Below are 21,069 nucleotides of genomic sequence, written 5' to 3'. Positions count from 1 at the left end.
AGTTACAAAAAATTCCGTGGTTGGAGGCGGAAACTACACTTTCAGTTCCAGCCCGTCGTAGGCGAGATGCTTGCCGGGCGGCAGGGTCTCGTCAATTTCGGCGTGACGTCCCATCTGGTGACTGATATGTGTAAAATAGGTCTCAGGGACGCCCAGCTCATCGGAAAGGGCGATGGCTTCGGAGAGGGCAAAGTGAGAGATATGCGGCTCCTGGCGCAGGGCGTTGAGGACCAGGATACGCGAGCCCCGGATTTTTTCTTTTTCCTCAGCGCCGATATAATTGGCATCGGTGATGTAGGTAAAATCCCCGATCCGGAAACCCAGCACCGGCATCTTATGATGCTTTACCGGCACGGGTAATATTTCCAGTCCGTCTACCTGAAAAGTTTCTTCATCGATCGTATGCAGCCGTATCTCGGGGACGCCCTGATATTTTTCGGCGGCAAAGGCATAGTAGAATTCCCGGCGGATGGCTTCCTGCGAGGCGGCCGACGCATAAATATCCATGGGACGCTGCTGGAAATAGTTAAAGGCCCGGACATCGTCCATGCCCGCAATATGATCTTTATGGGCATGGGTGATCAGAATGGCCTCAAGGTGTTTTACCTGCGCACGGAGCATCTGGTAACGAAAATCAGGCGTGGTATCCACCACGATATGCTGCTCGCCGGCAGACAGCAGTATGCTGCTGCGCAGCCGCTTGTCCCGCGGATCTGCAGAGGTGCAGACCCGGCAGTTGCAGGCGATCATGGGCACGCCCTGAGAGGTTCCTGTTCCGAGAAAAGTAATCTTCAATGTCAGCTGTTGTTGGCGCCAGGGTCGCCGGAGGACGATGGCGCATCCCCGGTGCCGGTCTGCTGCAGGGGCGCTTCTGCAAGCTGTTTCAGTAATTGTTCATATAGCTTGCGGGAGCCTTCCGGCAGGTGGTCGGCGGTGATGGACAGGGCGGGGAGGATATCCGCGAGCACGCCGATCCTTCCCTCGATGCTCAGAAATTTGTTGACCACCACCACCTTCTTATGTTCCAGCAGGCAATAGCCCGAATTGAACGTTCCCTTTTCATACCGGAGGATGTAGCCGCTTTCCTCAAAAATCTTCTCTACCCTGTCCAGCGTATGCTGGTTGTATTTGATCTGCATACGAAATCTGTTTTCCGTCATTTGCTCACCATACGCACCACCGGCACGATCATCTCTTCCAGCGAGATGCCTCCGTGCTGGAAAGTATTCCGGTAGTAGTTGGCGAAATGATTATAGTTGTTCGGGTAGCACAGATACCCGTCGCCTTTTGCAAAGATATAAGATGAATTGACATTGGGGCGGGGAAGACCGGCAGCGGAGGGATCCCGGAAGGCCAGCACGTCATTGGCATCGTAGTTCAGGTTGCGCCCGTGCTTGTACCGCAGGTTGGTGGTGGTCTGCTTGTCCCCGATCACCTTATGGGGCGTCTTTACCCGTACCGAACCGTGATCGGTTGCCACGATCAGCCGTACGTCCTTCCCGGCCAGCTTCTTCAACGCCTGATGCAGGGGAGAATGTTCGAACCAGCTGGCAGCGATGGAGCGGTAAGAGGTTTCGTCGCTGGCGAGCTCTTTGAGCACTTCCATTTCCGTGCGGGCGTGAGACAGCATGTCCACGAAGTTATAGACGATCACGTTGAGCTGGTAGTCCATCATGTTATGAATGCTGTTGACCAGCATCTGCCCGTCCTGGTGGTTGGTGACCTTGGTATAGGAAAAACGCATATCCCCCAGCCGAAGCTGTTTGAGCTGGGCGGCGAGAAACTCCTCCTCATACAGGTTCTTTCCGCCTTCCTCGTCATCGTTTTTCCACTGCTGCGAGAAACGTTTTTCTATATCCACAGGGAGCATGCCGGCAAAGATGGCATTGCGGCTGTACTGGGTGGAGGTCGGCAGTATGCTGTAAAAGGTTTCTTCTTCCAGTACCCGGAAGCTCTCGGAAAAAACAGGCTGGATGGCCTTCCACTGATCGAAGCGCAGGTTGTCGATCAGGATAAAGAAGAGGGGCTTATCGCCCGTAATATGCGGAGCTACCTTAAAGCGGAACAGCGTATGGGACATGATGGGCGATTCCGTGCTGCGGGGATGCACCCAGTCTTCGTAATGACGGGAGATGAATTTGGAAAATTCGGTATTGGCCTCCGATTTCTGCGTGCTCAGCACTTCCTGCATCTCGGGACTGTCGCTTTTCCCCATCTCCATTTCCCAGAAAACAAGCTTTTTGTAGATATCCATCCACTCGTTGTAGTCCGGGTTGGAGCTGAGCGCCATAAAGAGATTGCGAAAATCCTGCTGGTAAGCAGTGGTGGTGCGTTCTGCCACCAGCCTTTTGTTGTCGATGATCTTTTTGAGCGAAAGCAGCACCTGATTCGGATTTACCGGCTTGATCAGGTAATCGGTGATCTGCGAGCCTATGGCGTCTTCCATGACGTCTTCCGCCTCGTTTTTCGTCACCATCACCACCGGCATGTGCTGGTGGAGCGCCTTTATGCCCGCCAGGGTCTCCAGCCCGGTGATACCCGGCATGCTTTCGTCCAGCAGCACCACGTCTACAATATTGTCCTTAAGATATTCCAGGGCGTCGTGTCCGTTGGTCAATGCGGATACCTGATATCCCTTATTTTCCAGGAACAGGATCTGCGATTTCAGCGAATCGATCTCGTCATCCACCCATAAGATATTGGCTATGTTACTCATCTATATATTTCTGGTTTGAGGTTTCTGGTTTGAAGTTTACGTCGTTCACAAAGATTTTGAGCGGTCTCCGTGAACGCTGCGCGTTTCTGGCTTCTCAGTTTGAGGTTTGAAGTTTCTGGTTTAAAGTTTAACGTCTAAAGTTAGTCTGCCTGGAATGAAATCTTGGACTCTAAACTTCGAAAAGCCTTTCGCCCTTCACCTTTCGCCTTTTCCCCCTTGAGGGGGTAGCGTTTTTCAAAGTTACCTTTTTCCCGGCAGCTATCGTAGCTTTGCGGAAGCGGCAGCGCCCGTTTTAACTTTTTTTTATACAACGGTTTCCCTGTGTCTGGCAAAAGGAAAATTATCAATGATCCGGTATACGGCTTTATCACCATAGATCACCCGCTGGTCTACGATGTGATCCAGCACCCCTGGTATCAAAGATTACGCCGGATTCACCAGATGGCCATGGCCCACTTGGTATATCCCGGCGCTACCCATACCCGCATGCACCACTCGCTGGGCGCCTACCACCTGATGTGCCTGGCCCTGCGGGAGCTGAAGAACAAGGGGGCCGATATCTCCCCCGAGGAAGAGGTGGGCGCCTGTATTGCCATCCTGCTGCATGACGTCGGCCACGGCCCCTATTCACACGCGCTGGAAAATACCCTGGTGGAAGACGTCCCGCACGAAACCCTTTCCCGGTATATCATGCAGGTGCTGAACAGCGGGTCCGGGGGAGCGCTGGACCTTGCCCTGCGCATCTTCAACGGGGAATATGAAAAAAGATTTCTCCATCAGCTGGTGTCCAGCCAGCTGGATGTGGACCGGATGGACTACCTGAACCGCGACAGCTTCTATACCGGCGTTCACGAAGGAGTAATCAGCTACGACCGCATTATCAAAATGCTGACGGTACAGCAGGGCGAGCTGATGGTGGAAGAAAAGGGCATCCATTCCATCGAGAAGTTCATCATCGCCCGCCGCCTCATGTACTGGCAGGTATATCTCCACAAAACCGTGCTGAGTGCGGAAAACATGCTGGTCAACATCCTGCGCCGCGCCCGGAGGCTGTCTCTGGAGGGGGAAGCGCTGTTCGGCACTCCGGCACTCCGCTTTTTTATGCAGCAGCGGGTGGACCGGTCCTCCTTCGCCGAACAACCCGGCTGCCTGCAGCAGTTCTGCCTGCTGGACGACTATGATATCCTCTCCGCCATAAAGGTCTGGGCCGGGCACCCGGACCGGGTCCTGTCTGCGCTTTGCAGCGGCCTGATCAACAGGAACCTCTTCCGCGTGGAGCTGAGCCTCGAGCCTTTTTCCGAAGAACGGGTAGCCCGGCTTCGCACGGAACTCAGCAAAACCCTGCAGCTGCCCCCCGAAGAGATGGACTATTTCGTTTTTACCGGAGTGGCGGCCAACCGCACCTACGACATCAGCAACGAAGAAATTAACATTTTTTTTAAAACCGGGCAGGTACGGGATATATCGTCGGTGGACAACGCCCTTATTAATAATACGCTCGCTATACCCATAAAAAAATTCTACATTTGTTACCCCAAAATAGAGGACCGATAATTGCGGTACCTCAAAGGGAAGCGCCGGTTTCCCCGGCGGGCACCCGGAAATGCGGGTCAATTAAACGTATAACATGCAATTCAGCGCACTGCAAATAGCCACCATCGTCAATGGTAAAGTGGAAGGCGACCCCGACGTACGGGTCAGCAATATCGCCAAGATAGAAGAAGCCGGCGAGGGCGCCCTCAGCTTTATCGCCAACCCTAAATACGAGGAACATCTCTACTCCACACAGGCCAGCATCCTGATTATCAATGAAAACCTGCAGGTGGAACGGCCGGTAAAACCTACGCTGATCCGGGTAGCGGATGCCTACAGCGGATTTGCCCTGCTGATGGAGAAATACAATTATATTCTCAGCCGGCAGAAGGGATTGAAAAAAGGCATCCAGCAACCCTCCTATATTTCCACCTCCGCCATTCTGGGCGAGGATGTTTATATCGGCGCCTTCTCCTATATCGGCGAAAACGTCATCATCGGGAACAACGTAAAGATATATCCCGGCACCTATCTCGGAGACAACGTGGTAGTAAACGACGATGCCATATTCTATGCCGGGGTGAAGGTGTACCACGACTGCCTCGTCGGCCACCGGGTGGTGATCCACGCCGGCAGCGTCATCGGCAGCGACGGCTTCGGATTTGCGCCCCAGGCGGACGGGAATTATAAAAAAGTGCCCCAGATCGGCAATGTCATCCTCGAAGATGATGTGGAGATCGGCGCCAACACGACTATCGACCGGGCCACGATGGGCTCTACCATCATCCGGAAGGGGGTAAAGCTGGATAACCTGATCCAGATAGCGCACAATGTGGAGATCGGGGAAAACACCGTCATCGCTGCACAGACGGGCGTTTCAGGCAGCACCAAGATAGGACGCAACTGCGTGGTGGGCGGTCAGGTGGGCATGGTCGGTCATATCCAGATTGCCGACGGCACACGCATCAACGCGCAAAGCGGGATATCCAAATCCGTCAACGAACAGAACGCCGCGCTCAACGGCACTCCCGCCTTTGATTATAAAAGTTCGCTGAAAAGTCAGGCAATTTTTCGAAATTTGCCCGAATTAGACCGCCGGATCAAGGAACTTGAAGCTTTAGTCCGGCAGTTCATGGCTGAAAAAGAACGGCTTTAACCTCGACGCTTATGGGAAATCAGGAAATGTACTATCAGCAGACGCTGAAAGGGCCGGTTACTGTTTCAGGAGTCGGTTTACATACCGGTCATCAGGTCGACATGACCCTGAAACCGGCAACACCGGGCTTCGGCATAAAATTCCAACGCATCGACCTGCCCGATCAGCCGATCGTAAAGGCCGATGTGGATTATGTGGTGGATACCTCCAGGGGTACTACGCTGGAGCACCGCGGCGCCCGCATCAGCACGGTAGAGCACCTGCTGGCCGCCCTGGTCGGCATGGGTATCGACAATGTGCTGATCGAGCTGAACGGGCCCGAGGTGCCGATCATGGACGGCAGCTCCCAGCCTTTTATCACCGCCATTGAAGAAGCCGGAGTACACGAGCAGGACGCCAAAAAGATATATTATTCCATTGACAGCAATATCTACCATTACGACGAAACAAAAAAAGTGGAGATGGTGGCGTTGCCGTCCATGGATTACAAGATCACCACCCTTATCGATTTTAACTCACCGGTGCTGGGCACCCAACATGCCGCGCTGAAGCATATCCGCAGCTTTAAAAAGGAAATAGCGCCCTGTCGCACCTTTTGCTTCTTCCACGAGCTGGAATATCTGCTGGACAACAACCTGATCAAAGGAGGCGATCTGAACAACGCCATCGTGGTGGTGGACCGTGTGGTGAGCGATGAGCAGCTGGAAAGGCTGGCGCGGGCCTTCAAACGGGAAAAGATATCCGTCAAAAGCGAAGGCATCCTGAACAATATCCAGCTTCGCTTCCCCAATGAGCCGGCCCGTCACAAATTACTCGACGTGGTGGGCGACCTGGCGCTGATCGGCTATCCCATCAAGGCGCATATCATTGCCAACCGCCCGGGCCATTCCTCGAATGTGGAATTTGCCCGGAAGATCAAGCAGTATATCAAAAAGAACAGGCATATCCGGAATGTGCCGGTTTACGATCCTAACCAGCCGGCCATTTTTGATATACGTCATATCGAAAAAACGCTACCCCACCGATTCCCTTTCCTGCTGGTGGATAAGATCATCGAACTGTCCGACACTCATGTGGTGGGCATCAAAAACGTGACGTTCAATGAAAACTTCTTCCAGGGGCATTTTCCCGGCAACCCGGTGATGCCCGGCGTGCTTCAGGTGGAAGCGCTGGCCCAGGCCGGCGGCATCCTGGCGCTGAACACTTACCAGGATCCCGAGAATTACGATACTTATTTTCTGAAAATCGATAATTGTAAATTCAAGCACAAAGTACTGCCCGGCGATACCATGATCCTGAAAATGGAATTGCTGAACCCGATCAGACGCGGCATCTGTGAAATGCGTGGCACTGTTTTCGTAGGCAATAAGGTCTGTACGGAGGCCGATCTTGTGGCCCAGCTTGTAAAAAAAGACTACAGATAAAGCGCACATGATCCACCCGCTGACTTATATACATCCCGATGCCCGGCTGGCCCCCAATGTAAAGATCGACCCCTTTAGCGTGATCCATAAAAATGTGGAGATCGGCGAAGGCACCTGGATCGGCTCCAACGTCACGATCATGGAAGGCGCACGCATCGGTAAAAATTGCCGGGTATTTCCAGGAGCCGTGATCTCCGCCATACCCCAGGACCTGAAATTTGCCGGAGAGGAATCCACTGCCGAGATCGGCGACAATACCACTATCCGTGAATTTGTAACCATCAACCGCGGCACGCGCGCCAAAGGCAACACGGTGGTCGGCAAAAACTGCCTGATACAGGCCTATTGCCATATCGCGCACGACTGCGAGGTGGGCGACAACTGTATTTTTTCCAACAACACCACCCTGGCAGGACATATTACGGTCGGCAATTACGTGGTGCTGGCCGGCATGGTAGCCGTACACCAGTTCTGCAAGATCGGCGCCCATGCCTTTGTCACCGGGGGATCGCTGGTCCGCAAGGATATTCCTCCCTATGTAAAAGCGGCCCGGGAGCCGCTTTCCTATGTGGGGGTCAATTCCATCGGATTGAAGCGAAGAGGGTTTTCGCTGGATAAGATCAACCATATCCTCGATATCTACCGTATCCTCTACGTACGCGGCTACAGCATTTCCAAAGCGCTGAACATCATCGAGGCGGACATCCCTGTTTCCGATGAACGCGATGAGATACTTACCTTTATCCGGGAATCGGCCCGCGGCATCATGAAAGGCTATTCCGGCAAGTCGAATGACGATATCGCTTGAAAATATCGGAAAACGCTTTAACTACGAATGGGTATTCCGGCATCTTTCCACCGGCTTCCACGCGGGCAACAGCTATGCCATACTGGGTCCCAACGGATCCGGAAAATCCACGCTGCTGCAGCTGCTGGCCGGCAGTCTTCAGCACAGCGAAGGCAGCATCCGTTATTCCCTGGGCAATAGGCCCCTGCCCCAGGAACAGGTATTCCGGCATCTGGCCCTGGCCACCCCTTACCTCGAGCTGATCGAAGAGCTTACCCTTATGGAGCTGCTGCGGTTCCATGCCCGTTTCAAACCCTTTCTGCCCGGCGTAAGCCTGCCGCAGATCATGAAGGCCGTACAGCTGGAAAAAGCCGCCGATAAGCAGATACGCTATTTCTCCTCCGGGATGAAGCAACGCGCGCGCCTGGCCCAAGCCGTTTTCTCGGATGTGCCCGTCCTCTTCCTGGACGAGCCCTGCTCCAACCTGGATGCAGAGGGCATCGGGCTCTATGGACAGCTGATCCGCGAATACCAACGGGAACGCCTGGTGGTCATTTCCTCCAACGACGAGCAGGAGTACAGCCTGTGCACGCACCGCCTGAGCATTTCTGACTATAAATGAAGTTTCTGGTTTCCGGTTTCTCGTTTGAGGTTTGAGGTTTCCGGTTCAATAGTCTAAGATTCTAAAGTCTAAGGTTCCTTTCCGGGCAGGTCAACTTTAGACTTTAGACGTTAAACTTTAAACTCTTATATGATTGCTTCATCATCAAATCAGCACATCATCAAACCATCAAATCATTATATGGGCAGAAAGGTCTGCGCCCGGCCGGTATGTCTTATCTTTGTTTACAAAGACGCAACCGATGCAAGTATATCCCATCGATACGGAACTGTTCAAGCTGGACGGCGGCGCCATGTTCGGCGTGGTGCCCAAGGTATTGTGGAGCAAGCTTCACCCGGCAGATGAAAACAACCGCTGTACCTGGGCGATGCGCTGTCTGCTGATCGAGGACGGCAACCGGCTCATCCTGGTCGACACCGGCATCGGCGACAAGCAGGATAAAAAATTCCTGTCCCATTACCACCTTCACGGCCCGGATACCCTCGATTCCTCCCTGGCCCGTCACGGATTCCACCGCAATGACATCACGGATGTGTTCCTCACCCATCTGCACTTCGACCATTGCGGAGGCGCCGTGATCCGGAAGGGAGACAAGCTGCTGCCCGCCTTCCCCCACGCCGTTTACTGGAGCAATGCCCGCCACTGGCAATGGGCTACCGAGCCCAATGCGCGGGAGAAGGCCTCTTTCCTGAAGGAAAACATCTTGCCCATCCGCGAAAGCGGACAGCTGCGTTTTCTCGAAATAGACGAGGGTACCGCTTTCACGCCGGATATTTCCGTCCGGTTTGTCAACGGCCATACCGAATCGCAGATGCTGCCCCAGCTCAGACTGGGTGATAAAACGCTGGTTTTTGTCGCCGATCTGCTGCCCTCGGTGCACCACCTTCCCCTTCCTTATGTAATGGCGTACGATATGTTTCCGCTCACCACCCTACGGGAGAAGGAACAGTTTCTGACCGAAGCGGCGGAAAAGGAATACATTTTGTTTTTTGAGCACGATCCGGCAGTGGAATGCTGTACGGTAAAAATGACAGAAAAAGGCGTACGAGTGGCAGAGACCTTCTCTTTGCACGAAATTTGATCAGGGCAGCCTGAACCCGGCCGCTCTCTACCGCTGCGCCGACAAAAAACAAAGCCATGGCTGTTCATCTCACTTCGGATAACAAACTGAAAAAGCTGATCGTGGTCGGGGACCGCGTGCTGATCCGGCCCGCCCCTTCGGACGAACGAAGCTCCGGCGGGCTGTACCTCCCGCCCGGCGTACAGGAAAGGGAAAAAGTACAACAGGGTTATATTATCAAAACGGGACCGGGATATGTCATTCCCCTGCCGGTGGAAGATGAAGAATCCTGGAAGCCCGAGGAGGAAAAGGTCAAGTATGTGCCCCTGCAGGCGCGGGAGGGCGATCTGGCGATCTTCCTGCTGGGCGGCGCCACCGAGGTGATGTACGCCGGAGAGAAGTATTTTATTGTCCCCCAGAGCGCCATCCTGATGCTGGAGCGCGAAGAAGAATTGTAAAAAGCTCAGGAAGAAAACAGCTTCCGGTAAGCCTCTTCGGTAACATATTCCAGGATATCACCGGGCTGACAGTCCAGCACTTTGCATATCTCATCCAGGGTAGAAAAACGAACGGCCCTCGCTTTACCGCTTTTCAGAATAGACAGGTTGGCGAGGGTGATCCCCACCTTTTCGCTCAGCTCTGTCAGCGTCATCTTGCGCCGGGCCAGCATCACATCCAGGTTTACTACGATCGGCATACGCTCAGATGGTTAAGGCTTTTTCTTCCTGCAGCTGCGCCCCTATCCGGAATATCTCCCCGATGACCAGCACCAGCAGCCCCATCAGCAGGAATACAAAATCCCAGTGCAGGGTGAAATGCACGTTCAGTTCCGCAGCAAACCGGGTATTGAGGAAATGGACATAGAACCAGCCAAAGAAAGCGCTGACCACCGAATACAGCAGTAGGGCTATCCCGATCGCCTTTATCCGCCCGGCATTTTGAGAAAGAAAAGGCTTGTCCCGGACAAAGCTGGAGAGGATACGCTTCAGCTGCAAGGTGACGAAAAGAGAGGTGCCGAACACCAGGGCTATTCCCAGCATCGTAAATAACTCCAGCTGCCAGTGATTTTTCCCGTTGAAGCTCAGCTGCCCCTCCGTGGCCTTCAGCGAGACGGCAGATATGCCCTGACTGACCTTTTCGGCTTTTTGAACCGCAGGAGCGGTAAAGGCGACCGGCCAGGTATATTGCCGCTCGCCCTGTAACCAGAGCTGTCCTGTGATGATCAGCAGGAGGACGACAAAAAATGCCGCCTGCGCGTAAAAGCATACCGAGACGATGATCCTCAACACGGAAGAGAGGGAATGCACGCCTAATGATTTCATAGATGACATTTTAACGATAAAAGATGCTTATTTCAAACTGTCAGCTCCTGATCCTCCTGCAGCTGCAGACCTTCCCGGAAGACAGCCGCCACCACCCATACGATCAGCCCATACAATACGTAACCGGAAACCGGGGCCAGGCCATAGGCAAGACGGTGCAACAGCGGCAGTGTACCTGATACCCGCACCACACAGGTTATTATAATTACCAACAGTATAATGCGCACCGCGGCATAACCCAGATAGATCCACCCGACCGATCTGAGACGACGGATATTAACCGCATCAAATATCCTGTCATTTTTGAAGGAAATAAAAATGCGCAGCAAAAGCAGGAGTACAAGGATACCGGAAAGCACCACAGAAAAATCACGAAGGATCTCCCAGATCGAATAGCGGTACCCCCTTATGGCGTCCAGCGCATCCCCGGTGCGGTAGCGCTGAATATCCCCCCACAGCCATTCAATACCAAGTAGCAGTTGCACCACGATAAGGAATAAGGCCAGGAAACAAGCCCAGCGGATAAAACGGTGGCCGAGTAGGAGCATTGTTCGTTGGGTTTCTGATTTGAAGTTTGATATTTGAGATTCAGGGAGTTAAATCGTTAGTTCCGACTCGCGGCGCAGCCGCAGCCCATAGCGGAAAACTCCGGCCAGCGCCAGGATCAGCAAACCGAAAAAGAGCTCTCCCGACAGGTTCAGCAAACCCATCAGAAGACTGGAGCCATACACCAGGGGATAACGCTGCTGTCCCGTAAACCAAGGAGGGACAATCGTAAACACCACATACTCCAGCAGGGCATACCCCAGGTAAACAAAACCGATCCACCGCACTTTCCGGATGATCCCGGGATCAAAAGCCGTCTGTTTCCGCAGCGACCCGAGCAGATCCTGAAGCAGGGACAGGATAACAACCGGCAGCAAAAGGTGAAAAAGACTGTTGGCAGTTTCCCACCGGTTAGACTGCCCGTGCTCAAAAAACGGGGCCCTGCTGTTCGCGGCATGCACAAGCGTGAACACCCTCCACACCAGGTACAAAAGCTGAAAGAACAACCATACACTTACCAGACGGTAAGCCCAGTAGATGATCCGGCGATGGGATGTTTGCTTCATGAACGGTATTTGAAGGACAACCGCCGGGCTCCGTTGGTTCTCCTGTGACAGGGTAAAGATAGTTTGGACTTATCAATTATCAAAATATTTTTATTGTTTATCGATAAATTCATTTTGATTGTTTTCCCCTGTAGCATCAAATCCGGATGGTATTTTTTATATTGCCGTACAAAAAACCTCCCTATGGCTGACCAACAAACCGCCTTTTCCGAGCAGATAAAGAACGGCTACACCTGCAAGGGTTCATTCTTTAAAATCGGCGCTGCTATGCTGAATGATGATGTAGTGCCCGGCTGCGATATCAATCTGCCGCTGAAGACGCTCAACCGGCACGGCCTCATCGCCGGCGCTACCGGTACGGGAAAAACCAAGACGCTTCAGGTCCTGGCCGAAGGCCTCAGCGAAGCCGGCATTCCCGTACTCCTCATGGATATCAAAGGCGACCTCAGCGGGCTGGCCGCCGCGGGTGCCGCCAATGATGCCATCACCACGCGGAGCCGGAAGATCGGGATCGACTATACGCCGCAGGCCTGCCCCGTGGAACTGCTCACCCTCAGCAGCGAAAAAGGCGCCCGCCTGCGCGCCACCGTCAGTGAATTCGGCCCCGTGCTGCTGGCCAAGGTGCTGGGCCTGAACGACACCCAGGAAGGCATAGTGGCGCTTCTTTTTAAATATTGCGACGATCACCGGCTTCCCCTGCTGGACCTCAAGGATTTTACGAAGGTATTGCAATATGCCACAGCCGAAGGGAAAGCCGGGATCGAAAAGGAATACGGCAAGATATCCACGGCATCCACCGGCACCATTCTCCGGAAGGTCATCGAACTGCAGCAGCAGGGAGCCGATATCTTCTTCGGAGAAAAATCTTTTGAAGTAAACGACCTGCTCCGGACAAACACGGGCGGACAAGGTATCGTATCCATACTCCGCGTCACCGATATCCAGGACAAACCCAAGCTTTTCTCCACCTTTATGCTGCAGATGCTGGCCGAGCTGTATGCCACGCTCCCTGAGCAGGGTGACGCCGAGAAGCCGCGCCTGGTCATGTTTATCGACGAGGCGCATCTGGTCTTTAAAGAGGCGGGAGATGCCCTGCTGCAACAGATTGAAACGGTGGTCAAGCTGATCCGGTCCAAGGGAGTAGGCGTATTTTTCTGCACGCAGAACCCTACCGATATTCCTGCGCCTGTGCTCAGCCAGCTGGGGATGAAGATACAACACGCCCTCCGGGCCTTTACCGCAGCCGACCGTAAATCCATCAAGCAGACTGCAGAGAATTATCCGCTCAGCGATTTTTATAAGACCGATGCGCTGATTACCCAGCTGGGCATCGGGGAAGCGCTGGTGACCCTGCTGAATGAAAAAGGCATACCCACTCCCCTGGCGCATGTGATGTTGCGCGCCCCCCGCTCCCGTATGGATGTACTAAGCGTCAGTGAGATCGACGCCTTAGTAAATGCCTCTCTCCTTACTGCCAAGTATAACAACAGCGTGGACGCCCAAAGTGCTTATGAGATCCTCAACGGAAAGTTACAGGAGGCGGCGGGACAGCCGGAAGAAAAACCGGTCCGCAAAAACAGCGGGGATGCCGCTCCCTCAATGCTGGAACAGCTGCTGACCAGCTCCGCCGCGCGCCAGGCCGGGAGAACGGCGGCGTCGGTCATCACCCGCAGTCTGCTGGGCGCCCTGGGTCTCGGTGGCCGGAGCAGACGGAAAAGCCTGTTTTAAGGCCCCCCATCACAACAGCTGCTGCTGGGTGGCGGCCATGATCAGCTCGGCTGCATTCTTTACCTCAAACTTCTGCATGAGGTTGCGGCGGTGCGTATCTACCGTAAGCGGACTGATAAAAAGCGCTTCGGCGATCATCGCGCTCGTCCTGCCTTCTGCCAGCAGCTTTAGTATCTGCCGCTCCCGCTTCGTCAGCTGGGGAACCCCTTTCAGCTCGTTTTTGGTCGGTCGGCTGATGATGTCCTTTACCTCTTTACTAAAGGTGATATTGCCGGAAAGGGCTTCGTGAATACAACCGGTGAGCTCTTCCAGCGAGGCATTCTTGAGGAGGTAGCCGCTGGCGCCGTTCTGAATGGACTGCATGATGATGCTGCGTTCCGAGTGGTTGCTGATCACCAGCACCAGCGTCGAAGGCGAGAGCTTTTTTATTTCCCGGCAGAGCTCCATTCCGTTGATATCGGGCAGCGTAATGTCAAGCAGCACCACATCTGCCTCGTTTGTCCCCAGGAAGGAGCGGATACCGGCGCCGTCCACAAAGCAGCCGGCAATGGCAATATCCTGCTCCCGGACCAGCAACATCTTCAGTCCCTCTATGACAATAGGATGATCATCCACAATGGCTATCCGGATCTTAGGTGGCGGCATCGACATGTAGTTCTATGTTTATGGTGGTACCTTCTCCAGGGGCGGAGATGATCTCCGTTTTTCCTTTCAGGTACTCCACCCGGTTTCTTACACTATCCAGCCCCATTCCCTTCCTGCCCGCCAGCACCCCGGTATCGAAACCCCGGCCGTTGTCTTCCGCGGTAATAAAGAACTCCTGACCGCTCTGGCTGCATTGCAGCACAATATTGGTGGCGCCGGAATGGCGGATGGCATTGGACAATATTTCCTGTACAATACGATAAATATTGATCTGCACGGGCAATGGAATGGAGCCGTTGATATGAAAGGGCTGGAAGTCGATATGCAGCCCGTCCTTCATGTAAAATTCGCACAGGTCCTTTAGCGCCGTTTCCAAACCGAATTTCAGCAGCGTCTCCGGCATCATATTCCGGGCAATGCGCCGCAGCTCGCCCACCGAGCTGTCCAGCTGGCCGATCACCCTATGCAGATGGATATCGTCGGGTTCCGCATGGGCAGACGCCCAACCGGAAAGATTGATCTTTACGCCGGCCAGCATGCCGCCGAGCCCGTCATGCAGGTCGCGGGCCACCCTTTCGCGCTCCCGTTCCTCGCCTTCGAGCATAGCCCGGGTGACCGTCAGCTGCTGTTGCTGCTCCATCTCTTTCAGCTGCTGCTGGTAATTCAGCTCCCTTTGCACAGACAACTTTTTATGGTTACGGAAAAAAAGCAAAGCAAACGCCGCTATGATCAGCAGGATCAGGCAGGCCCCGCCCAGCAGCCAGTTGAACAAACGGTTGTTGCCCGCCGAAAGCGCAGCTTCCGCCTTTTCCACCCGTAAGGTAGCAATCTGCTTCTGATTTTCGGCATTCCGGTATTTGGCTTCCAGCGCATTGATGTCATGGGTAAGCCGGCTTTCATACAGGCTGTCATTTAACCTCTTGCTTTGACCCAGCCAGAAATAGGCGGAATCCAGATCTCCGGTCCCGTGATAGATCTCAGCCAGATCATCATATATTTCCACCCTGTTCTGATCGATGGACATCAGCTCTTTATCTGCGGCAAGCTCATTAACGACCTTCTTTGCCGGCTGAAAGCTATGCAGCGCAAGAAGACTTTTGATCTTATAGAAATCAAGCTCCTGTATCTTATATTTCTTATTATGTCCGCCGGCTTTTGCAATCCCCTGATCAAAGCTGGATACCGCTTTCCGGTACTGTTTCTGCTCATGGTAATACAAGCCTTCTATCAGATAATAACCGGCATATAATTCGGATCCCGGATAGGGTACCAGTATGTCTTTCGCCGCATCCAGCACTTGTTTTGCCTTATCCGGCTTTTTTAAAATAAGATAGTTTTCCCCGGCCCGGTTATAAGCGGCGACAAGACGTGAAGGGGCTTTGTTTTTCAAAATGGCGATGGCTTTATCCAGGTATTCTTCCGCTTTGGCATTTTCATCCACATTCATCAGCGCAGTGGCCAGGCCTACATACTGCGAGCCGACAAGCGTGCTGTCGCCCGCCAGCAATGCCATCGGTATGGCCTTGTTCAGCACCACCGCTATATATCCCCGGTCATCATCCTGCCGCTGTAACATAGCAGCATAGGTGGCCCAGATATTCGAACGGGCCATATAGGCCTCCGGTGTCCTGAACCGGCTCAGCAAAGTATCCGCCTTTTTATAAGCCTGCTGGCTTCTTGACAGGTCGGTTGTATAGTAGAGATAACCTTCCGCGCTATAGGAAAGCGCGGTTATGTAAGGATATCTTCTGCCCAGACGCCTCCCCTCCTCCAGATATCGCCTGGCCTTCCCGGTATCTTCGGGTGCCCAGTAATTGCTTAGCAGAAAACATATCCTTGCCTTGCCGCTGTCGGATACGGCTTGCCCCAGGGCGCGGGTCAGACTGTCCGCATATTTCTGCTGATCCAAAGGCAGCTGCGCTCCGGCCTGCAAAAAAGCCAGCGCAAGGACACAAATCAAGAGCATACATTTCTTCATGGGAATAACCTCACCGGTGATAAGCACCTATTTTATGAAACGGGGCGGCGAACACACCTGTCCGGGGCTTGCGCTGCTCGCCTAAATCCACGAAAGTACCCCTGCTCCACCGGAATAAAAATACCGGAAAACCAGTAGAAAAAAAACCGCATTTTCCGGGATTGTCCTTACCTGCAGCCCGGGATAGTTTTGTGTCCGGAAATATATTTTTTACTGAAAAAGAAATCTATGAGAACAACATTCCTTAAAACCCTTTCCCTGAAAAGCCTTATCGCCTTATGTTGTATCGCGGCCATCGGCCTGCTTGCCTCCTGCAGCAAAGACAAGGACAAGCCCGAAACGCCCGATGGAAAGACGGCCAAGTTCACCGTCACCATACAAGGGGATATCAATCCGGATGATGTCTCTATGAGCTTCGTATTTGTCGGTGTTACCAATAATAACGATAAAACCTTATGGAAACTGAACGGGGCTACCCAGAACAACGAACAGGGTGTCTCGCTGGATGAAAATAATTTTACCGGAAGCACAAAAACTTATGTAATTGAATCCGTAAGATCACTGGATGTAGTTAAGGCCACCATTCAGTGCTTCAACTTCGGTCAACCTTATAAAGTAAGCTTCAAAGCAGAAATCAACGGCAAAGTAATTACTGACGACAAGGATGTTACCGTTCAGGAAGGCAAAGATTATACACATGCTTTCGATTATTAAACACCTGCAATCTGCGCGGATGTCCTACTCATTTTTATCATAAAAAACGACATGATATGAAAAAGCTGATCATTTCCTGTCTGGCTATCGCCCTGTTCGGCATTACTTCTTCAAAGGCGCAGGGATTGCTCGACAAGGTAGACAACGCGCTGAACAAGGTGGACCGCGCCTCCAATACAGCCGAGCGGGCCGGGGGCACCAGCGGCAAGGTCTTCAACCTGCTGAAAAAGAAGAAAGATAAGGCAGGCGAAAAGACAGGATCCCAAACCACGGTTCACATCAGCGGGATCGACTTCCCGACCCTGAAGAAGCTCAACGGGAATATTCAGGCCTGCGAAGGTGTAACGGATACCAAAATGAAATTCAATGCAGCTACCTCCACCATCATCGTAGACCATACCGGCGCTACCGAAGATCTGCTCAAGCTGATGGAACAGACCTCAAAGGACATCTTTACCGAACAGAACCTGGAAGGGCTGGAAGACGGCAATATTTCGATTAATCTCAAAAACAAGTGACGGATAACCGGCGGCGTGCCGGCAGCTTTTGCCCGGCACCCGCTCCTATCCCACATGCAGCCGCCCTTCCTCATCCGGAATGATCCTGCCCTCATCCTGCAGAAACCGCAGGATTTCCTGTATCCGGGCCGCAGGATATTCCGGCAATGACTCCTCCAGCTGTCCGGGCGACAGGGGCCGACGGGAAAGCTGCGCCCGGATGGCCGGCCAGGCCTCTTCAAACCGCGGACTCGGGGCTCCGGCCCGCTGCCTTGCCCGGCAGACATCGCAGATGCCGCAGTCAGGCGCCGTGTGTTCGTCGAAATAAATTACCAGCTGCCGGCTGCGGCAGACGCTGTTGTCCTGTATATAATCGCAGACCGACTGTATCCGGGCCGCATAGCTTTTCTTCTTTTCGAGGATGCGCTTCATATCCAGCTGCAGGTCTGCCGCCGCGGCACGGTCGTACGGGAAAAACAACTGGGGACTGTCCTTACAGGGCTCATAATCCAGCAGTCCATACGCCTGCAACCGCTGCAGCTCGCCTTCGATCTGCGCGGGCCGCCGGCGCAGCAACCGCCCGAGCTGCCGTTCGCTCACCGGTACAGGGTTGTCCAATATACCCTCGTAGGTACGGAGCAATCCTTTTACAAGGGGAGCCAGGGCCGGGTAGTCGCGTTCAAACTGTTGCAGGGAAGCTCTTCCGGCGGTAAAGCATACCCTCGAAGGCAGAAAGATATTTTCGCTGAGCGCCAGAATACCTTCCTGCTCAAGGATCTTCAGCGTATTATAGGCCAGCAGCAGGGGGACGGAAAACCTTCTCGAAAACTCCATCACATCAAAATCAAAATACCGCCCTCCGCCTGTGCCCGCAGGCAGCTGCAGAAAGTTGACCATGGCGGCGTACACCTTCCGGATGACGGCCATGGGAGGATATTTTATCTCGGGACGCCGCTGCAGCTCTGTGATATCGGAAGGCCGGTACAGCAGGATGGCAGCCGAAGGCAGTCCATCGCGGCCGGCGCGGCCCGTCTCCTGATAGTATGCTTCCAGGCTGTCCGGAGCATCATAATGAATAACGGTCCGTACATCGGCCTTGTCCAGTCCCATACCAAAGGCATTGGTACAACACATGATGCGCACCCTGCCCTGCATCCAGTCTTCCTGCTTGCGGGCTCTTTCTTCCGATCCCAGCCCGGCGTGGTAAAACTCCGCCGGCAATCCCGCTTCGCGGAGCCGTCCCGCCACTGCGGCGGTACGCCTGCGGGTGCCGCAAAATACGATAGCGCAACCGGTCTCCGCCTTCAACACGGCCATCGTTTTGTTGATCTTGCTTTCTTCAGCACATACCGAATAAGCAATGTTCTCCCGCACAAAGCTCCGGGCCAGGACGGCGGGAGAGCGAAGAGCGAGCTTTTCACAGATATCCGCCCGTACCATACGTGTAGCCGTTGCTGTTAGCGCCAGGACGGGCGTTTCCGGATGGGCCTTTCTCAACGCGGAAATCTGCAGGTAAGCCGGGCGGAAATCATATCCCCACTGGGAAATGCAGTGGGCCTCATCCACCGTAATCAGGTTTACCGGCAGCTCGGCCACATATCTTTCGAAAAGGGAGGTCTGTATCCGTTCCGGAGAAAGGTATAAAAACTTAAAGGCTCCTTCTGCGGCATTCCGCAGGCTTTTTTCCACTTCCGCATAGGGCATGCCCGAGTGCACGGACAGGGCGGGGACGCCCTGCTTCTTCAGCCGCTCCACCTGGTCTTTCATCAGCGAAATAAGGGGGGTCACCACCAGGCAGATGCCTTCGGTCAGGAGGGCCGGCACCTGGAAGCAAACCGACTTGCCCCCGCCCGTCGGCATCAGCGCCAGCGTATCCTGCCTGTTCAGCACCGACCGTATAATCTCTTCCTGTAAGGGGCGGAAGGCGGTATAGCCCCAGTATTTTTTTAGTATGGTCAGTGGCGCGGACACGGCCTGCAAGATAACAAATCCGCACAGGCTCCCGGGCCGTCCAAAAAGATTATTTTTGCGGACATGGAAATCACTTTTGACCTGGAAGGCCTTCCCGCGGCCGCCCGGGAACTCTGGCAGCAGCATCCCGATGCACGGGTCTTTGCTTTTTACGGTCCTATGGGCGCGGGAAAAACCACCTTTATCAAAGCCCTCTGCCGGATCAAAAACGTGGAAGACGCTACTTCCAGCCCTACCTTTTCCCTGATCAATGAATATGGTTACACCGAGACCGGAGGGGAAGCCCGCCGGCTTTATCACATGGACCTGTACCGGCTCAGGGATGAGGCGGAAGCCATACAGGCCGGCGTGGAGGATTGTCTTTACAGCGGCAGCATCTGCCTGGTGGAATGGCCCGAGCATGCCGCTGCGCTCCTGCCCGACGATACCGTAGCGGTAAGCCTCTCCGTGCTGCCGGACCAGCGGAGGCTATTGCGTACAACCCGTCTTACGGCCGGGAAAACGGGCCGCTGAAAGTTCCCGCCGGCAAATTATCCTGCTTTTCACTATCTTTGGGAAAAGCTGATGAGCGTGCCGATGAAGCCATGGAACCTACTTATCCACCAATGATCACTCCGTCTTTTGCTTATGTGCCGATGGCAGAAAAGCTGGATGTACGGGAAAAACATCCGCGTCTTTTTATTTCCATTCCGCGCGAAACCTCTTTCCAGGAAAACCGGATTGCCCTGACGCCCGAAGCGGTGAGCGTGCTGGTGAGCAACGGACACCGGGTAATGGTAGAGCAGAAAGCCGGCGAAGGATCTCATTTTTACGATACGGATTATTCGGAAGCCGGGGCAGAGATCGCCTATGACAGGAAGGAGCTGTACAAGGCGGACATGATCATCAAATCGGCTCCGGTAAGCGATGAAGAGATCGACCTGCTGCAGCCCGGCCAGATCGTTATCTCCCCCATCCACCTGTCTGTGCTGAAGCCGGCCCAGCTACAGCGGATGATGTCCAAACGTATTACTGCCCTCAGCTTTGAAGGACTGCGGGACGACGCCGGCACTTTCCCGATCGTACGTTCCATGAGCGAGATCGCAGGTTGCGCTGTTATGCTGATCGCCGGACAGTACCTGGGAAATGCCAATAAGGGAAAAGGCGTGCTGCTCGGCGGCATATCGGGCGTTCCCCCGGCCAAGGTGATCATCATTGGCGCCGGAGTGGTCGGAGAGTTCGTAGCCCGCACAGCACAGGCGCTGGGGGCCAACGTAAAGGTATTCGACAACAACCTGTATAAGCTGAAACGTCTTCAGAATAACATAGGCGTACGTCTGTATACCTCTGTCATTGCGCCGAAAGTGCTGGCAGAACAATTGAAAAACGCAGATATCGCGGTCGGAGCGCTCTCTTCCCAGACCGGCCGGACTCCTGTAGTGGTGAGCGAGCAGATGGTCAGCCAGATGAAGGCGGGCTCGGTGATCGTAGATGTCAGCATCGACCGGGGCGGATGTTTCGAAACCTCAGAGGTTACCTCTCACGAACATCCCGTTTTTAAGAAATACGACGTCATCCACTACTGCGTGCCCAATATCCCCTCGGGATTTTCAAGAACGGCATCCCAGGCCATCAGCAATGTGCTGATGCCCCTGATCCTCGACACGGCGCTGGACGGGGGATTCGATAACCTGATCTGGAGAAAACAGGGTGTGCGGCACGGTATTTACCTGTACAAGGGCGCCCTCACCAACTTCTACCTCAGCCAGCGTTTCAAGCTGAAATATACCGATCTGGAGCTGCTGCTGGCTGTAAAAGGATGAGG

The 21,069-nt window shown here is 53.9% G+C and carries 22 protein-coding genes; 12 read left to right on the top strand and 10 right to left on the bottom strand.

Annotated features, from left to right (window positions below; all coding sequences use genetic code 11):
• Positions 1 to 33: 33 nt before the first annotated feature.
• Genes ABD851_RS03120 through porX form a run of 3 tightly spaced genes read right to left on the bottom strand, consistent with a single transcriptional unit; the run spans position 34 to position 2,716 of the window.
• The gene (locus ABD851_RS03120) at positions 34 to 795 is read right to left on the bottom strand and encodes an MBL fold metallo-hydrolase (RefSeq protein WP_344975178.1); all 762 of its coding nucleotides are present in this window, start codon (positions 793 to 795) and stop codon (positions 34 to 36) included.
• A gap of 2 nt (positions 796 to 797) precedes the next feature.
• Positions 798 to 1,139 carry a hypothetical protein gene (locus ABD851_RS03115; protein WP_344975176.1) on the bottom strand — a complete coding sequence of 114 codons (342 nt, stop codon included), beginning with the start codon at positions 1,137 to 1,139 and terminating at the stop codon, positions 798 to 800.
• Between the two features lie 17 nt (positions 1,140 to 1,156).
• Positions 1,157 to 2,716, bottom strand: a complete 1,560-nt coding sequence (gene porX / locus ABD851_RS03110) for a T9SS response regulator signal transducer PorX (protein WP_344975174.1) — start codon at positions 2,714 to 2,716, stop codon at positions 1,157 to 1,159.
• Positions 2,717 to 3,037: 321 nt separating this feature from the next.
• On the opposite strand from porX, the gene ABD851_RS03105 reads away from it, so the two are divergent.
• The 7 genes from ABD851_RS03105 (at position 3,038) to ABD851_RS03075 (ending at position 9,756) form a co-directional block, all read left to right on the top strand.
• Positions 3,038 to 4,270, top strand: a complete 1,233-nt coding sequence (locus ABD851_RS03105) for an HD domain-containing protein (protein WP_344975171.1) — start codon at positions 3,038 to 3,040, stop codon at positions 4,268 to 4,270.
• Between the two features lie 73 nt (positions 4,271 to 4,343).
• The gene (lpxD, locus tag ABD851_RS03100) at positions 4,344 to 5,405 is read left to right on the top strand and encodes a UDP-3-O-(3-hydroxymyristoyl)glucosamine N-acyltransferase (protein WP_344975168.1); all 1,062 of its coding nucleotides are present in this window, start codon (positions 4,344 to 4,346) and stop codon (positions 5,403 to 5,405) included.
• A gap of 11 nt (positions 5,406 to 5,416) precedes the next feature.
• Complete coding sequence (locus ABD851_RS03095; protein ID WP_344975165.1) at positions 5,417 to 6,829, top strand: bifunctional UDP-3-O-[3-hydroxymyristoyl] N-acetylglucosamine deacetylase/3-hydroxyacyl-ACP dehydratase; 1,413 nt, start codon at positions 5,417 to 5,419, stop codon at positions 6,827 to 6,829.
• Between the two features lie 7 nt (positions 6,830 to 6,836).
• Positions 6,837 to 7,637 (top strand): acyl-ACP--UDP-N-acetylglucosamine O-acyltransferase, encoded by an 801-nt coding sequence (gene lpxA / locus ABD851_RS03090; protein WP_344975163.1) that lies wholly within the window; start codon positions 6,837 to 6,839, stop codon positions 7,635 to 7,637.
• Positions 7,621 to 8,238: an ABC transporter ATP-binding protein gene (locus ABD851_RS03085; protein ID WP_344975160.1), complete on the top strand. Its 618-nt coding sequence runs from the start codon at positions 7,621 to 7,623 to the stop codon at positions 8,236 to 8,238. Before lpxA ends, ABD851_RS03085 begins: the two co-directional genes overlap by 17 nt.
• A gap of 241 nt (positions 8,239 to 8,479) precedes the next feature.
• Positions 8,480 to 9,319, top strand: coding sequence for an MBL fold metallo-hydrolase (locus ABD851_RS03080; RefSeq protein ID WP_344975157.1), 840 nt, complete (start codon positions 8,480 to 8,482; stop codon positions 9,317 to 9,319).
• A 56-nt stretch (positions 9,320 to 9,375) separates the two neighbouring features.
• Positions 9,376 to 9,756, top strand: a complete 381-nt coding sequence (locus tag ABD851_RS03075; protein ID WP_344975154.1) for a co-chaperone GroES — start codon at positions 9,376 to 9,378, stop codon at positions 9,754 to 9,756.
• Positions 9,757 to 9,761: 5 nt separating this feature from the next.
• On the opposite strand, the gene ABD851_RS03070 is transcribed toward ABD851_RS03075, so the two are convergent.
• The 4 genes from ABD851_RS03070 to ABD851_RS03055 are packed head-to-tail and all read right to left on the bottom strand — an operon-like array spanning position 9,762 to position 11,732.
• On the bottom strand, positions 9,762 to 9,995 hold the full coding sequence (locus tag ABD851_RS03070; RefSeq protein ID WP_344975151.1) for a helix-turn-helix domain-containing protein: 234 nt from the start codon (positions 9,993 to 9,995) through the stop codon (positions 9,762 to 9,764).
• Positions 9,996 to 9,999: 4 nt separating this feature from the next.
• Complete coding sequence (locus tag ABD851_RS03065; RefSeq protein WP_344975148.1) at positions 10,000 to 10,620, bottom strand: DUF2975 domain-containing protein; 621 nt, start codon at positions 10,618 to 10,620, stop codon at positions 10,000 to 10,002.
• A 32-nt stretch (positions 10,621 to 10,652) separates the two neighbouring features.
• Positions 10,653 to 11,168, bottom strand: coding sequence for a DUF2975 domain-containing protein (locus ABD851_RS03060; protein ID WP_344975145.1), 516 nt, complete (start codon positions 11,166 to 11,168; stop codon positions 10,653 to 10,655).
• A gap of 48 nt (positions 11,169 to 11,216) precedes the next feature.
• Entirely contained in the window at positions 11,217 to 11,732 is a 516-nt protein-coding gene (locus ABD851_RS03055) for a DUF2975 domain-containing protein (RefSeq protein WP_344975142.1), read from the bottom strand.
• A 183-nt stretch (positions 11,733 to 11,915) separates the two neighbouring features.
• Between ABD851_RS03055 and ABD851_RS03050 the strand changes: the two genes are divergently transcribed.
• Positions 11,916 to 13,460 carry a helicase HerA-like domain-containing protein gene (locus tag ABD851_RS03050; protein WP_344975139.1) on the top strand — a complete coding sequence of 515 codons (1,545 nt, stop codon included), beginning with the start codon at positions 11,916 to 11,918 and terminating at the stop codon, positions 13,458 to 13,460.
• 9 nt (positions 13,461 to 13,469) lie between these two features.
• Here ABD851_RS03050 and ABD851_RS03045 read toward each other — a convergent pair whose 3' ends face one another.
• Both ABD851_RS03045 and ABD851_RS03040 read right to left on the bottom strand, forming a co-directional pair.
• Positions 13,470 to 14,111 (bottom strand): response regulator, encoded by a 642-nt coding sequence (locus tag ABD851_RS03045; RefSeq protein WP_344975135.1) that lies wholly within the window; start codon positions 14,109 to 14,111, stop codon positions 13,470 to 13,472.
• On the bottom strand, positions 14,092 to 16,071 hold the full coding sequence (locus ABD851_RS03040) for a tetratricopeptide repeat-containing sensor histidine kinase (protein WP_344975131.1): 1,980 nt from the start codon (positions 16,069 to 16,071) through the stop codon (positions 14,092 to 14,094). Before ABD851_RS03040 ends, ABD851_RS03045 begins: the two co-directional genes overlap by 20 nt.
• 240 nt (positions 16,072 to 16,311) lie before the next feature.
• On the opposite strand from ABD851_RS03040, the gene ABD851_RS03035 reads away from it, so the two are divergent.
• Both ABD851_RS03035 and ABD851_RS03030 read left to right on the top strand, forming a co-directional pair.
• A complete protein-coding gene (locus ABD851_RS03035; protein WP_344975128.1) occupies positions 16,312 to 16,797 on the top strand; it encodes a beta-barrel fold lipoprotein in 486 nt (161 codons plus the stop codon).
• A 56-nt stretch (positions 16,798 to 16,853) separates the two neighbouring features.
• A complete protein-coding gene (locus ABD851_RS03030; RefSeq protein ID WP_344975125.1) occupies positions 16,854 to 17,315 on the top strand; it encodes a hypothetical protein in 462 nt (153 codons plus the stop codon).
• Between the two features lie 45 nt (positions 17,316 to 17,360).
• Here ABD851_RS03030 and ABD851_RS03025 read toward each other — a convergent pair whose 3' ends face one another.
• On the bottom strand, positions 17,361 to 19,265 hold the full coding sequence (locus ABD851_RS03025) for a RecQ family ATP-dependent DNA helicase (RefSeq protein ID WP_344975122.1): 1,905 nt from the start codon (positions 19,263 to 19,265) through the stop codon (positions 17,361 to 17,363).
• A gap of 63 nt (positions 19,266 to 19,328) precedes the next feature.
• Here ABD851_RS03025 and tsaE point away from each other — a divergent pair, with 63 nt between their 5' ends.
• Both tsaE and ABD851_RS03015 read left to right on the top strand, forming a co-directional pair.
• On the top strand, positions 19,329 to 19,778 hold the full coding sequence (gene tsaE / locus ABD851_RS03020; protein WP_344975119.1) for a tRNA (adenosine(37)-N6)-threonylcarbamoyltransferase complex ATPase subunit type 1 TsaE: 450 nt from the start codon (positions 19,329 to 19,331) through the stop codon (positions 19,776 to 19,778).
• A 71-nt stretch (positions 19,779 to 19,849) separates the two neighbouring features.
• Positions 19,850 to 21,067, top strand: a complete 1,218-nt coding sequence (locus ABD851_RS03015) for an alanine dehydrogenase (protein ID WP_344975116.1) — start codon at positions 19,850 to 19,852, stop codon at positions 21,065 to 21,067.
• Positions 21,068 to 21,069 lie beyond the last annotated feature (2 nt).

This window comes from Compostibacter hankyongensis (genome assembly GCF_039541075.1).
GTDB classification, from domain to species: domain Bacteria; phylum Bacteroidota; class Bacteroidia; order Chitinophagales; family Chitinophagaceae; genus Compostibacter; species Compostibacter hankyongensis.
Note: the sequence above shows the minus strand (reverse complement) of the source record. Positions and strands in the feature narration are given on the sequence as shown.

What these genes read in the sequence shown, in the direction of transcription:
- ABD851_RS03115 (WP_344975176.1), bottom strand. Translation starts at nt 1,139, where the DNA reads ATGCAGATCAAATACAACCAGCATACGCTGGACAGGGTAGAGAAGATT.
- porX (WP_344975174.1), bottom strand. Translation starts at nt 2,716, where the DNA reads ATGAGTAACATAGCCAATATCTTATGGGTGGATGACGAGATCGATTCG.
- lpxD (WP_344975168.1), top strand. Translation starts at nt 4,344, where the DNA reads ATGCAATTCAGCGCACTGCAAATAGCCACCATCGTCAATGGTAAAGTG.
- ABD851_RS03095 (WP_344975165.1), top strand. Translation starts at nt 5,417, where the DNA reads ATGGGAAATCAGGAAATGTACTATCAGCAGACGCTGAAAGGGCCGGTT.
- lpxA (WP_344975163.1), top strand. Translation starts at nt 6,837, where the DNA reads ATGATCCACCCGCTGACTTATATACATCCCGATGCCCGGCTGGCCCCC.
- ABD851_RS03085 (WP_344975160.1), top strand. Translation starts at nt 7,621, where the DNA reads ATGACGATATCGCTTGAAAATATCGGAAAACGCTTTAACTACGAATGG.
- ABD851_RS03080 (WP_344975157.1), top strand. Translation starts at nt 8,480, where the DNA reads ATGCAAGTATATCCCATCGATACGGAACTGTTCAAGCTGGACGGCGGC.
- ABD851_RS03075 (WP_344975154.1), top strand. Translation starts at nt 9,376, where the DNA reads ATGGCTGTTCATCTCACTTCGGATAACAAACTGAAAAAGCTGATCGTG.
- ABD851_RS03070 (WP_344975151.1), bottom strand. Translation starts at nt 9,995, where the DNA reads ATGCCGATCGTAGTAAACCTGGATGTGATGCTGGCCCGGCGCAAGATG.
- ABD851_RS03065 (WP_344975148.1), bottom strand. Translation starts at nt 10,620, where the DNA reads ATGAAATCATTAGGCGTGCATTCCCTCTCTTCCGTGTTGAGGATCATC.
- ABD851_RS03060 (WP_344975145.1), bottom strand. Translation starts at nt 11,168, where the DNA reads ATGCTCCTACTCGGCCACCGTTTTATCCGCTGGGCTTGTTTCCTGGCC.
- ABD851_RS03055 (WP_344975142.1), bottom strand. Translation starts at nt 11,732, where the DNA reads ATGAAGCAAACATCCCATCGCCGGATCATCTACTGGGCTTACCGTCTG.
- ABD851_RS03050 (WP_344975139.1), top strand. Translation starts at nt 11,916, where the DNA reads ATGGCTGACCAACAAACCGCCTTTTCCGAGCAGATAAAGAACGGCTAC.
- ABD851_RS03045 (WP_344975135.1), bottom strand. Translation starts at nt 14,111, where the DNA reads ATGTCGATGCCGCCACCTAAGATCCGGATAGCCATTGTGGATGATCAT.
- ABD851_RS03040 (WP_344975131.1), bottom strand. Translation starts at nt 16,071, where the DNA reads ATGCTCTTGATTTGTGTCCTTGCGCTGGCTTTTTTGCAGGCCGGAGCG.
- ABD851_RS03035 (WP_344975128.1), top strand. Translation starts at nt 16,312, where the DNA reads ATGAGAACAACATTCCTTAAAACCCTTTCCCTGAAAAGCCTTATCGCC.
- ABD851_RS03030 (WP_344975125.1), top strand. Translation starts at nt 16,854, where the DNA reads ATGAAAAAGCTGATCATTTCCTGTCTGGCTATCGCCCTGTTCGGCATT.
- tsaE (WP_344975119.1), top strand. Translation starts at nt 19,329, where the DNA reads ATGGAAATCACTTTTGACCTGGAAGGCCTTCCCGCGGCCGCCCGGGAA.
- ABD851_RS03015 (WP_344975116.1), top strand. Translation starts at nt 19,850, where the DNA reads ATGGAACCTACTTATCCACCAATGATCACTCCGTCTTTTGCTTATGTG.